Origin of the sequence: Brevibacillus fluminis (assembly GCF_052072235.1) — a bacterium.
GTDB lineage: Bacteria > Bacillota > Bacilli > Brevibacillales > Brevibacillaceae > Brevibacillus_D > Brevibacillus_D fluminis_A.
Genome location: NZ_CM125436.1, coordinates 5,526,938 through 5,540,676, shown reverse-complemented (window position 1 = coordinate 5,540,676; position 13,739 = coordinate 5,526,938). Strand labels below are relative to the sequence as shown.

Annotated in this window: 14 protein-coding genes; all 14 read left to right on the top strand. The window is 47.3% G+C overall.

The window, feature by feature from the left end; genetic code table 11:
• The first annotated feature begins 106 nt into the window (after positions 1–106).
• Positions 107–532 carry a TIGR03826 family flagellar region protein gene (locus ACTID9_RS27060; protein ID WP_441068500.1) on the top strand — a complete coding sequence of 142 codons (426 nt, stop codon included), beginning with the start codon at positions 107–109 and terminating at the stop codon, positions 530–532.
• Positions 533–624: 92 nt separating this feature from the next.
• A complete protein-coding gene (flgM, locus tag ACTID9_RS27055) occupies positions 625–906 on the top strand; it encodes a flagellar biosynthesis anti-sigma factor FlgM (RefSeq protein WP_441068498.1) in 282 nt (93 codons plus the stop codon).
• A gap of 20 nt (positions 907–926) precedes the next feature.
• On the top strand, positions 927–1,433 hold the full coding sequence (locus tag ACTID9_RS27050) for a flagellar protein FlgN (RefSeq protein ID WP_441068496.1): 507 nt from the start codon (positions 927–929) through the stop codon (positions 1,431–1,433).
• A 12-nt stretch (positions 1,434–1,445) separates the two neighbouring features.
• Positions 1,446–2,993 (top strand): flagellar hook-associated protein FlgK, encoded by a 1,548-nt coding sequence (gene flgK, locus ACTID9_RS27045; RefSeq protein ID WP_441068494.1) that lies wholly within the window; start codon positions 1,446–1,448, stop codon positions 2,991–2,993.
• 42 nt (positions 2,994–3,035) lie between these two features.
• Positions 3,036–3,926, top strand: coding sequence for a flagellar hook-associated protein FlgL (gene flgL / locus ACTID9_RS27040; RefSeq protein ID WP_441068492.1), 891 nt, complete (start codon positions 3,036–3,038; stop codon positions 3,924–3,926).
• Between the two features lie 26 nt (positions 3,927–3,952).
• Positions 3,953–4,525 (top strand): DUF6470 family protein, encoded by a 573-nt coding sequence (locus ACTID9_RS27035; protein WP_441068490.1) that lies wholly within the window; start codon positions 3,953–3,955, stop codon positions 4,523–4,525.
• An 80-nt stretch (positions 4,526–4,605) separates the two neighbouring features.
• The gene (locus ACTID9_RS27030) at positions 4,606–6,834 is read left to right on the top strand and encodes a hypothetical protein (protein ID WP_441068488.1); all 2,229 of its coding nucleotides are present in this window, start codon (positions 4,606–4,608) and stop codon (positions 6,832–6,834) included.
• The gene (locus ACTID9_RS27025; protein WP_441068486.1) at positions 6,831–7,130 is read left to right on the top strand and encodes an EscU/YscU/HrcU family type III secretion system export apparatus switch protein; all 300 of its coding nucleotides are present in this window, start codon (positions 6,831–6,833) and stop codon (positions 7,128–7,130) included. The genes ACTID9_RS27030 and ACTID9_RS27025 overlap by 4 nt, the downstream gene beginning before the upstream one ends.
• A gap of 63 nt (positions 7,131–7,193) precedes the next feature.
• On the top strand, positions 7,194–7,646 hold the full coding sequence (fliS, locus tag ACTID9_RS27020; protein WP_441068484.1) for a flagellar export chaperone FliS: 453 nt from the start codon (positions 7,194–7,196) through the stop codon (positions 7,644–7,646).
• Positions 7,647–7,681: 35 nt separating this feature from the next.
• On the top strand, positions 7,682–9,703 hold the full coding sequence (locus ACTID9_RS27015; protein WP_441068482.1) for a flagellin N-terminal helical domain-containing protein: 2,022 nt from the start codon (positions 7,682–7,684) through the stop codon (positions 9,701–9,703).
• A 100-nt stretch (positions 9,704–9,803) separates the two neighbouring features.
• Positions 9,804–10,241 carry a YaaR family protein gene (locus tag ACTID9_RS27010; protein ID WP_441068480.1) on the top strand — a complete coding sequence of 146 codons (438 nt, stop codon included), beginning with the start codon at positions 9,804–9,806 and terminating at the stop codon, positions 10,239–10,241.
• A gap of 17 nt (positions 10,242–10,258) precedes the next feature.
• Entirely contained in the window at positions 10,259–10,693 is a 435-nt protein-coding gene (gene fliW, locus ACTID9_RS27005; protein ID WP_441068478.1) for a flagellar assembly protein FliW, read from the top strand.
• 11 nt (positions 10,694–10,704) lie between these two features.
• Positions 10,705–10,968 (top strand): carbon storage regulator CsrA, encoded by a 264-nt coding sequence (gene csrA, locus ACTID9_RS27000; protein WP_441068476.1) that lies wholly within the window; start codon positions 10,705–10,707, stop codon positions 10,966–10,968.
• A gap of 141 nt (positions 10,969–11,109) precedes the next feature.
• Positions 11,110–13,668 (top strand): flagellin N-terminal helical domain-containing protein, encoded by a 2,559-nt coding sequence (locus tag ACTID9_RS26995; protein WP_441068474.1) that lies wholly within the window; start codon positions 11,110–11,112, stop codon positions 13,666–13,668.
• Positions 13,669–13,739: the final 71 nt, after the last annotated feature.

The following is a 13,739-nucleotide window of genomic DNA, read 5'->3' as shown; positions in this document are numbered from 1 at the left end:
TATGGAAAACTACATAAAACGGTCATAGTCGTTTTTGTCGAAATACGTTATAGTGAAAGTAAGGATTTTCCCGATGGGATAGTCGGTGTAAGGGGAGAGAATTGCCATGAGTTTGGGAAAGTTGGCTAATTGCACAAGCTGTGATGCGTTGTTCGTCCAATCGACGCGAGATGTTTGCCCTAAGTGCTATCAAGCCATCGAGAAGGATTATGAAAAGTGTGCACAGTTCTTGCGCAAACGCGAAAATCGCGGGTCTACGCTACAACAAGTGAGCGAGGCTACCGGCGTTTCGGCCAAGCAGATCACGCGGTTTATTCGGGAAGGCAGAATTTCTATCGCGAATACGCCGAATTTGGGATATCCATGTGAAAATTGCGGCACGACGATTCAAAAAGGCACATTTTGCGATAACTGCGCTCATGATCTAAAGCGAGAGATCAACCAACAGCTTGATGTGGATCAGCGCTTGGCTGACTTTGAAAAAGAACGTAATGCACAAGGCTATAAACGCAAAGACCACATTATTGAATAGGAAAACTAATCATTTTTGTGAAAAATGCCGATGATACTACTGAACAGGTAGTCATCGGCATTTTGTTTTGTAGATAAGGGGATGAAAAAAATATGCGAATCAACGAAACGAATCGCACTGGAATGATAAATGCGTACAATAACACCGCGAAAGCAGCCGCATCCAAGGAAGGCAAGCACAAGATGGGCAAAGATGAGGTGCAAATCTCAAGCGAAGCACTCGAAATGCTGCGCATGGGTGAGGACACGGAGGAAACGCCGCAAGTTCGCAAGCAGCGTGTCCAGTCCATCAAGCAGGCGATCGAGGATGGAACCTATCAGGTGCCGACCGAGAAAGTGGCGGAAAAGTTCCTCTCGTTTTGGAAAAAGCCCTAAAAGCAAAGGGGTAAAGGCAAATGGACTTCATGAACAAGCTGTATGAGCTGCTCGGCAACTTGCGCGACCTGCATGCTGCCTTGCTGACGTTAGCGGTTGAAAAAAAGGAAGTGCTCATCGCCGGAAATACGGATGGGCTTGTACGGATCATGCAGAAAGAGCAAAAACTGGTGAAAGCGATTGAAGCGGTGGAGGCTGCGCGCATTCAGTGCATCGAAAAGTTGCTGAGTGAGCGCAGTTATCCCATTACGGTCAAAACCTTGGATGATTTGATCAAAATGACCACAAGTGCAGAGGAAAAGTCTCAACTGACCGCACATCGGGAGGAGCTTCTGCGAATCGTATCGGAACTCCGTGCGGCAAACGATTTGAATCAGCAGCTATTGGCGCAATCGCTCTCCTTTGTGGAAATGTCGCTCGATTTCATTACCGCTCCGCCAGAGGACGATTACATCTATCACAAACCGAATGGGCAACTGTCCGGCGGATACACGCAATACCAGTCGTACCTTAACAAGAAAGCATAGAGAGGTGTTACGATGCGTTCAACGTTTCATGGGATTGAAGTGAGCAAGCGGGGCTTGTTTGCCCAGCAATCCGCGCTTGATACGACGAGTCATAATATTGCAAATGCGAATACGGAAGGCTATACGCGCCAGCGCGCGAATATGCAGGCGACACCAGGACTGCCTGCACCGGGGATTAACAACAGTACGGCACCTGGTCAAATTGGGACGGGTGTTCAAGTAACAGACTTGCAGCGCATCCGTGAGAGTTTTCTCGATACACAAGTGCGCAACGAAAATAAGCATCTTGGTTATTGGGATGCAGTACAATCCGGGTTGGGCAAACTGGAAGCGATCATGAATGAGCCGTCTGACACAGGTTTGCAAACCGTTATGGACTCTCTGTGGGAGTCGTGGCAGGATTTGGCGAAAGAACCGAATAGCCTTTCTGCGCGCGCGGTCGTGTCTCAGCGTGCGACTGCATTGACAGAGACTTTTTCCAGCATCATGACTTCGATGACGGAACTGCAAACAGACTTGGACAATACGATTGCCACGAACGTGCTGGATATCAATTCGATGGCGAAACAAATCGCAGACCTGAACAAACAGATCGCCGATGTTGTGCCGCATGGCTACCAGCCGAATGATCTATATGATCAGCGAGATGTCTTGCTCGACAAGCTGTCAAAGATGGCCGATATCAAAGTGACGGAAGCCGAAAGCGGCATGGTCAACGTGACGATTGAAGGAAAAGAATTGGTGACCGGCCGGGCATCGGTTGAAATGGCGACGGTGAAAAACGCGATTACAGGCTTCAATGACATTACATTGGGCGGAGCAGAATTCAAGCCGACAAGCCAAGGGACGTTGAGCGGGAATCTGAAGGTGCGCGGTGAGGCGACCGTGACGACTGTGAACGGCCAGCCGGTTGTCACCAAAACGGGGTATATCGCAGACTTGACCTCCCGCTTAAACAAACTGGCCGTAAGCATGTCGACGGAAATCAACAAATTGCACCAAACTGGCGCGAATATTTTTGACATTGAAAACCGGAAAACAAACCCGAATGCCCCTTTGCAAGGGCTCATGTTCTTTGTAGATAGCACGGATCCGACAAAACCGCCAACAGACGCTTCGAAGATGGCGTTGAACCCGGCGATCGTAGCGAATCTGAATGCCATTGCGGCAGCACAGACAAAAGCGTCGGAGGGCAACGAAGCGGGGACGTCTTTCGAAGGGGACGGGCGCAATGCGCGCGACATCGCATCGATCAAATTCCACGTGTTTACGTCAACAGAAGGTCTGGGTGAATCGACGACTCTGGACGACTACTACCGTTACTCCATCGCGAAATTGGGTGTAGACAGCCAGGAAGCGCAGCGGATGGACAAAAACTCGGAGATTTTGGTTGGGCAAGTGGAGAATCAGCGCTCCTCGATCTCAGGAGTATCTCTCGATGAGGAGATGTCCGACATGATCAAATACCAGCACGCCTATAGCGCAGCAGCTCGTGTGATGACAAGTATGGACGAATTGCTCGACAAAGTGATCAATGGCATGGGCAGAGTTGGCCTCTAATCATAAGTCACGAAGGATAGGAACGGAAAGGGGTAAGCACGAATGGCAATTCGCGTTACACAAAATATGCTGAATAGCCACATGCTGCGCAATCTGTCCAACTCGATGGGCAGCATGGACAAGTATCAGGAGCAGCTCTCCTCAGGGAAAAAAATAGCAAGACCATCTGACGACCCGGTCGTGGCGACAAGAGGGATGTTTTATCGGTCTTCTTTGGTGGAGAATGCTCAATTTCAGCGCAATGTCAACGAAGCGACATCTTGGATGGAGTTAGCTGACAAGGCGATGGATGAGCAAACGAGCATTATGAAACGTGTAAATGAACTGGCTGTCTATTCAGGCAACGTCTCATTGAACAGCGACTCTTTGAAGGCAATTGCGGAAGAGATTGACCAGATCAAAGAACAGATGGGTAATATTGCCAATCAGACGGTTGGCGGACGCTATATTTTTGCCGGAACCGATACACAAAATCCGCCTTACAGCTATGAGCAAGGCGATTTTGTCAGCACGAATAACGCGGAAATCCGATTGGAAATGAATAAAAATGTTTTTTTGCCGATCAATGTAAGCGGACAGGCTCTTTTTAATTATCCATCCAACGACAAAAACGTTTTCAAGCTTCTTGATACCATCTCTGCCCAATTAAAAGAGGGTAAGGATGTGACGAGTTACATCACAGACATCCAGCAGCAAGAGGACAACCTGAACGCCCAGCGTGCCTCGCTGGGGGCGCGGGTGAACCGGATTGAATTGATCAGCGATCGGTTGCAGAATGAGGAAGTCAACGTGAACAAGCTGATGTCGGATAACGAGGATGCAGATATAGCGAGCGTTATTACCAACCTGAAAACGCAGGAGAACGTGCACAGTGCGGCTTTGGGAGCTGGGGCTCGTATCATCCAACCGAGCTTGATGGACTTTCTGAGATAGCGGCGGCTTGAGGGGAGAGTACGCATATGCTTGCGCAAATCCGCATGGAACAAACCTATGCCCAAATCGGTCTGCAAACAGATCGAGGCGTACAGGAGATCAAGCAGCCGCAGGCCGAGCTGAACATGCATCAGGAGCCTGCTGAACTCCATATCAAACAGTCCCTGGGTGTTCTCAAAATCGATACAACAGAGGCTAGGGCGCAGCTGGATTTGAAGGGGATTTTAAGGCGTAACCGTGAGTATGCTTCACTCGGCCGTCAAAAAGCGCTGCAAGCAATCGCCAAGATAAGCCAGGAAGGCGATCAGATGCGGCATATTGAGAAAAAAGGGAACAAGATTGCCCAGATTGCAGCGCAAAACGACGGAATTTATACAAACACCAATGTGCTTCAGGCAGATTGGACATCAGATGGGATCACAATTTCCTATCAAAAAGCTGAGCCTCAAATAAACTGGAAAGTGAATGGTGTGAAGATGAATCCGGAGATCCACAAGCCGGAGATAAACTATACACCAGGCAAGGTTGATGTCTATGTTCGGCAAAAAAATAGCCTGACCATCGATGTGGTTGGCGGGAATCTCGACCAAGGATTATAAAGGCAGCATTCAAAATGATGACACCCATAGAGGTGTCTTTTTTCTTACTTGAAAACCTTTTTATGCCGATATAACAAATAGTGAATGAATGCACGGCTCTGAAGTGTTTGGGAGGTCAAAACATGAAAGTAAACAATTCCTCAAATCCGAATCAGGTACAGCGCAATGATCAACCGGCCGACTTGCAAGAAGGAGAAGTTGTAAAAGCCACGGTCAAGGAAAAACTGCCGAATAATGAAGCGATCGTACAAATAAAAGGAAAAAGCATGCAGGTGAAAGTTGATGGCAACGTATCCAAAGGAGATAACGTTACCCTGCAAGTAACCGACACAGATGGGAAGCTGCCGAGTGTCAAGGTAATGCCTGACTCCTCTGGAAATGGCGGAGCGCAGTCGCAATCACCAGATGCCGCCAGAGTGATAAGAGGCTTGGGGGAAACCCCCACAAACGATTTAAAAATGGCGGTCTCACTGGTCATGGGACAAGGACTGCCAATCGATAAATCGATTTTGGGGCAGCTGAAGCTGTTTATGGAAAAAGGTGCAGGTACGGTTGGGCAAAAGCTGGATGCCATACAGGCATTACTGAATAAACAGGCCCCCATTACGATGACGACATTGCAGGCCGTAAATGAGGCGTTGAACGGTGCGGGGCTGAAAAGCTTGCTTCAACAATTGCAGCCTTCCGGAGACAGCGTAAAATCGCAAGATACCCAAACGCCCGGAACTCTCATGGATGCGCTTGAAAGCACCCAATTATCTACCACCAATACGAGTACAAATTCAACGAAGCAAACGCTGGCTGATCTCAATACATTCAAACAACTTGTCACGAGAGAGCCTAATCTCAATAAAGCGATTGTCCAGGTGAAAAAAAGTATTGCCACCCTTCCAAATTTGGGAGAGGAGATCAAAAGACCACTACAAAAGGCAATTGTAGAAGCAGAGCAGTTCCAAGAGATGGGGCGCTCGCATATTGGTAGAAATGTGCTGGCAAAGGCTCTCGATACGGCAATCGACAAACTTTCAGCAGAATCCGACCCTGTACCTACTAAGGCCAAAGTAGAACAAGACAACGCCATAGACGACACTACGCCTTCCCAAAGCCAAAACTATTTGCAGAACGAAGCTATGCAAGCTGTTGGGGCAAACAGCAAAGACATACTCATCACGCAAATCACCCGGCGATTAGGCGAGGCAGCAGAAGATTTCAAGGCCGTAAAGCGTGAGATCGTCCGCAACCTCGACAATTTGGAGAAAAGCATCCCGACAGCCCGCATCAACGTTTTGCCACAGGTAAAACCGCTGCTTGAATCGACGATCGACATGCTGGACCGCACCATTTTAAAAAGCGATATCACCATGTTTACCGATATGAGCATGGAAAAAACGCTGATGGGTGCGAGTGGTCAGTTGAGCCAGGCCCGCAAGCTACTGGCACAAGGGGATAACGAACAGGCAGCACAGCTGGTTAATGATGTGAAGCAAAGTTTGGATAAGCTGAATTTCAAGCCGACGATCACACGCGTCCAGCATTTCCTAACGGCAGACAGCATTTTTCAAGGCGGTGTGTCAGATGGGCAGAAGCTCTCGTTGCAAACGGAGCAACTGACACGTGCCTTTTCCCCAGAGCACGCTTCAGCACGATCTACGTTTGAATTCATGCGGTCGCTGGGGCTAAATCATGAAAGTGAGGTTGCGCAGGCGGTTGTCCTGAATAAAGATCAGGTCGAACCGCAGGAGTTGCAAAAAAACCTCAAGGCAACAATGCTGCAAATCATGAAGCAGCAAGGCGACATCGCTTCCCAACGAATCGGCGATCAGCCGATCGATAAAGCGTTTATGAACCTGACCGGCCAGCAAATATTGAATAAAAATGATACACAGTCAAGCATGCAGTCTCTCTTCTTTAATCTCCCTGTGATGCTCGGAGCCAAGGTTGAGGATGTCAAAGTGTTTGTCAACGGCCGTAAAGAGGGAGAAAAGATCGACTGGGAAAACTGCAGCTGCTACTTTTTGCTCGACACGAAAAAACTCGGTGAAACGGGCATCATGCTGACCGCGGTCAGCCGCAATCTGTCTGTATCCATTCGGAATGATTCACCGAATTTCAAGGAAACGATGCAGCCTTTGGTTGATAAATGCCGAGATCGTTTGAAAGAGATCGGCTATAACATCACGAATGTGCAATTTGACAAGCTGACACAGGAGTCAGCGAAGCCAAGTGTCGAGGAGAAGCCGGCCGAAAAATCAGGCACCGATATTGCGCGATTCGTGACGGGACAGAAAGGATTTGATTTCAAGGCATGAATCACAAGTTTTTTAACCAGAAGCGAAAAAACGAGCTAAACGGTCCTTCTGCAGCCGTCATCCGTTATGACTCCGCAACCGATCGGGCACCTACCGTTGTTGCGCAGGGACGCGGCGCTATCGCGGACAAGATCATTTCCATGGCCAGACAGCATGACATACCGCTGCAGCAAGATTCTTCGTTGATCGGGGCATTGATCGATATGGATTTGGGTGACAACGTCCCGCCCCAACTCTACTCGGTCATCGCCGAAATTCTCCTTATGCTGGAGGAAATGGAAAACCATCGATATTGATGTAAAGGCAGGCATAGCTTTGCCCGATATAAGAAAGAGAAGGAAGTAGCAGGGGGGAAAACCGTGAGCAATCCGATTACAGAAGAAAGCCTGTATCAAATGACATCGCAGGAGCTGACCCTGCTATTGTATGAGGCGTTGCAGAAGAACCTGGTACGCGCCTCTGATGCGATCCATGGAGAGCGGCTGACAGACGCCAACCTGTTCTTGCAGCGCTGCAATGATATCCTGCATCGGCTTGGTGTGGGCATTAATTACGAGGCAGGAATCATTGCCGATCAATTGGAGCACATCTACAATTACATGGCGGACCGGATCATCGAAGCGAACATGCAGAAAGACGTTGCGAAAATCGAAGAGGTCCAGCAACTGCTTAAGCAAATTATAGATGCCTGGAAGGAAGCGATGCACAAAGCGCAAGCGCAGCCTGCGGCAGCAAATACAGTGAAACGGAGAATCAATGCTTATGACCAAGATCTCTTTGATTTGGAGCTGAGCGTTGATCGGAAAGAATAGAAACATTCGCAATCGCGGAGGAGGTTTACCAGAAGATGAGGATTAACCATAATATCGCTGCCTTGAATACATATCGCCAGCTATCGCAAAACCAGAACAATGTGTCGAAAAGCCTAGAGCGGCTCTCGTCTGGATTGAGAATCAACCGTGCTTCCGATGACGCGGCTGGTTTGGCTGTTTCGGAAAAAATGCGGACGCAGATCCGTGGGTTAGCGATGGCCCAACGGAATGCGATGGACGGGGTTTCCCTAATCCAAACAGCAGAGGGCGCCCTCGATACCGTGCATTCCATGCTTCAACGTATGCGTGAGCTGGCTGTACAGGCAGCCAATGGAAGCAATACCGATGATGACCGCAATTCCATTCAGGCGGAAATCAATGCTTTGACCACTGAGGTTAACCGGATTGGGAATACGCTTGAGTTTAATACCAAAAAATTGCTTAACGGTTCTGTATCGATCAATACGATTACGAACGTTGGAAACTTGAAAGAAGGTACTGAGGCAATCACTGGATCTTTGGCATCGGGTAACTTGACCATAGGTACTAGTTTATTGACGATTGATTCTCGAGATAAGAGCACCCAATTGAATGGATATAAGATTCAATTTGGCGTAGATAACAATTCACCTGGAGCGAAGGCGAGTGTGACCGGAACGATTGGTGCTAGTACAGGGGATCTGACGATTACATCTGCTTATGAAGGCATGCAATTGAACAATTACAAAGTTAAATTTGTCGACAGCGATTCGTCACTTTCCGTTATTGTGACAGGGGATGAAATCGTGGTATCGGGGGACTGGAATGCAAGCGTCACAACAGCACCTGCGGCACTTACTGATGTCGAGAACGCAATCAACACAGCGTTGCAAGCAAAAGGATTAGATGACATTAAGTTGAGTATTGACCCTGCAAAAACATACACTCCTGCTGAGTTCGATGGGAAGAGTTTTACGTTAACAGGCGGCCAAGATAAGGTGACTGCATCTCTTTCTGGCCGTACTATTACGGTAACAGGTGACTGGGATAATTTAACTGCTACTCCAACCCCCCTCGATGTCCAAAATGCAATTAATCAAGTATTGAAGAGTGAAGGGCTTGGTCCAATCGACATTTCGTTCACGGGGACTTTGACTTCTGCAGACCTCGCCAACGCTGGATCTATCACATTGGCAGGTGGTGTGGCAGAGGTTGCAGCTAAAAAAGCGGAGCGAACCGTGACGATTGCCACCACTCCTCACCAGGATGACGTTCTTACAATCGATGGCAAAAAAATCGGTTTTTGGGACAGTAAAGATGACAAATATGCAGATGCAGCGACAGCAAAAGCGGCGTTAGGTGCCGATGAAGTCATCGATATTTATGATGGGGTAGGATATAAAGATACTTCCGCCATCGCTTCCAATATCGTGGCGCTCTCCTCTCTAAACAGCAACAATTTTTATCCAAATGTCGATATGACCGTCTCCGATGGCGGCAGTGAACTGATCATTACAGCTAAAGCTGCTGGTGCGACGGGCAATACCTTTGCAACCTCTTTTAAAGGAAGCCCAGATTCCGGACTCGCCATGCAGATTGGAACGAACACCGGGCAGCAATTGGTCATCGATATCCCGAACATTCGCTCGCAAGCGATGCGCATCTCAGGGATTACCTCAGGCGGAACAATTTTGTCACAGGATGGAAAAGTTCAGGCAAAACTATCTTTGAATAAAAACGTATCGGATGGAGTCAATAATGCGGTTTCCGAATACAGCATCGACGTATCGACACAAGAAAATGCGACAGCGGCGATCACCATTTACGACGAGGCCATCGGCTTCGTTTCCAACGCTCGCGCCAAGCTGGGTGCATACCAAAACCGATTGGAATATACCGAGAGTAACCTGAGTGTCTCTGAAGAAAACCTGACTGCAGCAGAATCGCGGATTCGCGACGCAGACATGGCACTAGAGATGACCAACTTTACGAAAAACAACATCATTAATCAGGCAGCGACCGCCATGCTGGCCCAGGCCAATCAATTGCCGCAGGGCGTGCTCCAACTCTTGCAGTAGAGACCTACTAGGAAAGTATGATAAGCTGTTGCTAAACCAAAGCCCTTCCCTTGCGCAAGGGCTTTTCTTTTTACTTACCACGTGAAACGGGTGAACGCGCATGGACGTCAATAAGATAGGTATGATGGGGCTAGACAAGCTCCGCCCAAAACAAGAAAAGCCCCTTGAGAGCATCAGCTTTCAAGAACTGATGGCCAAAGGCCGTGAAAAAATCAATCAGGAAAAGTTCCAGAGGCTGTTACAGGATATTGATGAGCAGGGGAAAATACTGGCCGAGTCACGCACCGTAGAAGATTTGCGGCGCTACAAGCAATTGGTGAAAGAACTGATGAATGATGTTGTCAAATATGGCATTTCCCTGGAAGAAAGACGCGGCTTTAACAGGCGTGGGCGAACCAAAATTTATAAAATTTTGTCGGAAGTAGATAAGAAGCTGCTGCAGGTAACAGATGAAGTGTTGAAGAAGGAAAGCCGCGGATTGAGTATTCTCGATCTGGTCGGGGAAATCAAGGGCTTGCTCATTAATATTTTTGCATAGACAGGTGGTCGCTTTCCATGAGAATTCAAACGCCTTTATTTGGAGAAATTGAGATTGAAGAGAAACAGATTGTCACGTTTTCCCATGGAATTCCGGGGTTTGAGGAGGAGACCGAATACGTATTTCTGCCTTTAGATGACTCCCAATTTGTCATCATGCAATCGGTTCGGTCCGCCCTCTATTTTATCGTTGTGAATCCGTTCCCTATTTATGTAGATTACCATTTTGAAATTCCACGTGCCGAACTTACACAGCTTCAGTTAGAGAGTGAGAAAGATGTAGTTGTTTATAATATTGTCGTGCTCAGAGATGAATTGGAAGAATCAACTGTCAACATGCAGGCGCCCTTGATCGTAAACATTCGCTCGATGAAGGGAAAACAAATTGTACTGAATCAATTTCAGGTGAAACAGCCGTTGTTTCCAAACGGCATCCATGTCACGAACGGTTAGGGGCTATTCAGATGCTGGTGCTATCACGCAAAAAGAACGAGTCAATCATGATAGGTGACAACATCGAAATAAAGATCATAGGCATAGATGGAGATACGATTCGAATCGGTATCGATGCACCGCGAAATGTGGATGTACACCGCAAGGAAGTCTATCTCACAATCAAGGAAGAAAATAAGCTAGCATCTCAATCAAAACTCGATTTGTCAAAGCTAAAAGGACTGGTTGTGAACAAAAAAGAATCTTCTGATGTCGAAAATAGAAAAAAATTGTAATCAGGACTAAATAACCAGGAACACTCTTCCGATATAATGAATGTAAGGATAGAGCAGGCCAAGCGCGCGATTGATTTGCCTGTCCAAAACAGTTTTCCTCTACAAGGACGTGGGGGAACAAATTCAGGGAGGAATTTTCCTATGATTATTAACCACAATCTACAGGCGTTGAACACGTACCGCCAATTGGGCATCAACTCCGCTAACGGAGCAAAAACGACTGAAAAACTCTCCTCCGGTCTGCGTATCAACCGTGCAGGCGATGACGCAGCAGGTTTGGCGATCTCTGAAAAAATGAGAGCGCAAATCCGCGGTCTTGACCAAGCTTCCCGCAATGCTCAAGACGGTATCTCTATGATCCAAACAACAGAGGGTGCTTTGGCTGAAACGCATAGCATTTTGCAACGTATGCGCGAACTGGCTACTCAAGCTGCCAACGATACTAACGTAAACGTTGACCGCGATGAGCTGCAAAAAGAAATGAACCAACTTTCTTCCGAGATCAATCGTATCGGTAACACCACCGAATTCAATACGCAGAAAACACTGAATGGTGGCGGCGTTGAGAAGACTTTGGATGTAAAAACGCTGAAAACGGGTGCGGCTCAAGGGAATATGGGCAGCACGACTGCATTGGGTACTAATACAGGTGCAGCAGCAACTCTTACAGCTACAATTGGAAACGTCCTTGCAGCCGCTGGTGACAGCAAAACGTTGGAGTTTAACGGAGTTAAAATTAAACTAACGCGTGGTGAGGATCAAACTACCGTTAATGCTAATGGAGCAATTACTTCATCTGTAATTGATGCTGATTCCAAAACGATTGAAATCAACTACAGAGATAAAAACGGTACCGGTACTGCAATTACCGTTAATGATCTCGCACAAGCAATTCGTGACGGATTAACAGCATACAAAAATGATGCAAATACTTCCGAATTGAAAGATTTCACAATTAGTGGAGCTACTGACAAAGTTATCATTACTGCTGCAGGTCCAACTGGCTCAAATGGTGCAGCTGGTAAGGTTGACTACTACAACAGCTTAAAGCTTAAAGGCGATGGCGGTACATTAACTGCTGACGTGAACTGGACCACTTCGGGTTCTTATGATCGCACTGATGCGAATTCAACTGCTGCAAAAGTAACTCCTGTTAAAAACAGCACAGCAGCGGTAGCGGCTGAATGGGAGGCTGCAGTAAGCACAATCGCAGCTGGTAAATCCGCATCTGTTACCTTTAACGGAGTAACAGTAACACTGAACAGTGCTGCAACAGCAGTAGCTGCGTCCGCAACTAATGGGCGTACAGCTTCTGTTACTGTTGTGGATGGTTCCAACGAGGAGACTGTAGCAAATGCACTGAAATCTGCGTTTGAAGCTGCAAAATCTTACGGTGGTAGTGAACTGAAAGATTTTGACTTCTCCGTACGTGGTGGAGGAGCAAACTCTTCTTTCGTTATCAAGGATAAGGCGACAAACGGCGATGCTAACAACAGCTTAAAAATTGACGTTGATGCTCAGGCAGGTAGCAGCTTTACACTCGCGGGTACTACTTCTGTCGGTTCTTCTACAGCTGGCGTTGATGAAGTTCGCGGGGAGTATACCTACGATATCGGCAAAGCATTTGAAGCTGCGGGCACAACAGTTACGATTGCAGGTAAAACTTTCTCTGCTGTTGAGAAAGATGCCGTTGCATTGGACGGCGAGTTTAACATTGGTTCCGATGCAAAACAACAAGCGATCAGCCTTGCAAAAGCAATGAATGCTGATAAAGATATCAGCGCACGTTTTGACGTTATCGCTGATGGTTCTAAAATCAAGCTGATTGAAAAAGTCGGTAAAGCAGCTGGTACAGATCTCACTGATGGTATCGTTCAAAATAACAACTCTTCAAACGGTAAATTCTCGGTTAGCCTTGATGAATCCGTTAAAGTTGGCGGCAAATACTCTATCGGTGGCGTAGATATCCGCGTAACTGACGATATCAATGATGCTGATCTGGCTACTGGTAAAGCTGTATTGTACGATCCAACCCTGAATGGACAGGCGCTGAAACTGCGTGATGCACTCACAGCTAACTCCGCAATTAGCGAAAAATTCGATGTTACTGCTTCCGGCAGCAACTTGATCCTGGAGCAAAAAGACAACCATGAATCCTTGAATGGTATTGAAGCTGAAACAAACACCGCTGCATCCGGTAAATTCCAAGCTTCTTTCCAAATCGGTGCAAACTCCGGTCAAAGCATGACGATCGAAGTAGAAGACATGCGTTCCAATGCTTTGCACATTACTGGTGACGGTAAATCCAACCAAGTAACTGCGAAAAACGGCCAAGTGGCAACTTACTCTGCAGTAGCGAACGTATCCAACGGTACTGACAACAAATCGGTTGAATTCGCACTCGACGTAACAACTAGCGCGAAAGCAACTGCTGCAATCAGCGTAATCAACGACGCGATTGAAAAAGTTTCCGCACAACGTTCCAACCTGGGTGCTTTCCAAAATCGTTTGGAGCACACAATCAACAACCTGAACACCTCTTCCGAAAACCTGACTGCAGCTGAATCCCGTGTACGCGACGTGGACATGGCGAAAACAGTTATGGAAAACACGAAGAACAGCATCTTGGCTCAGGCTGCACAAGCAATGCTTGCTCAAGCAAACCAAGCGCCACAACAAGTACTGCAATTGCTCCGTTAATTCAACTAACGGAAAAAGAGACTCCAGATATTTGGGGTCTCTTTTCTTTTCTGGACTATTCATCTGCGTCA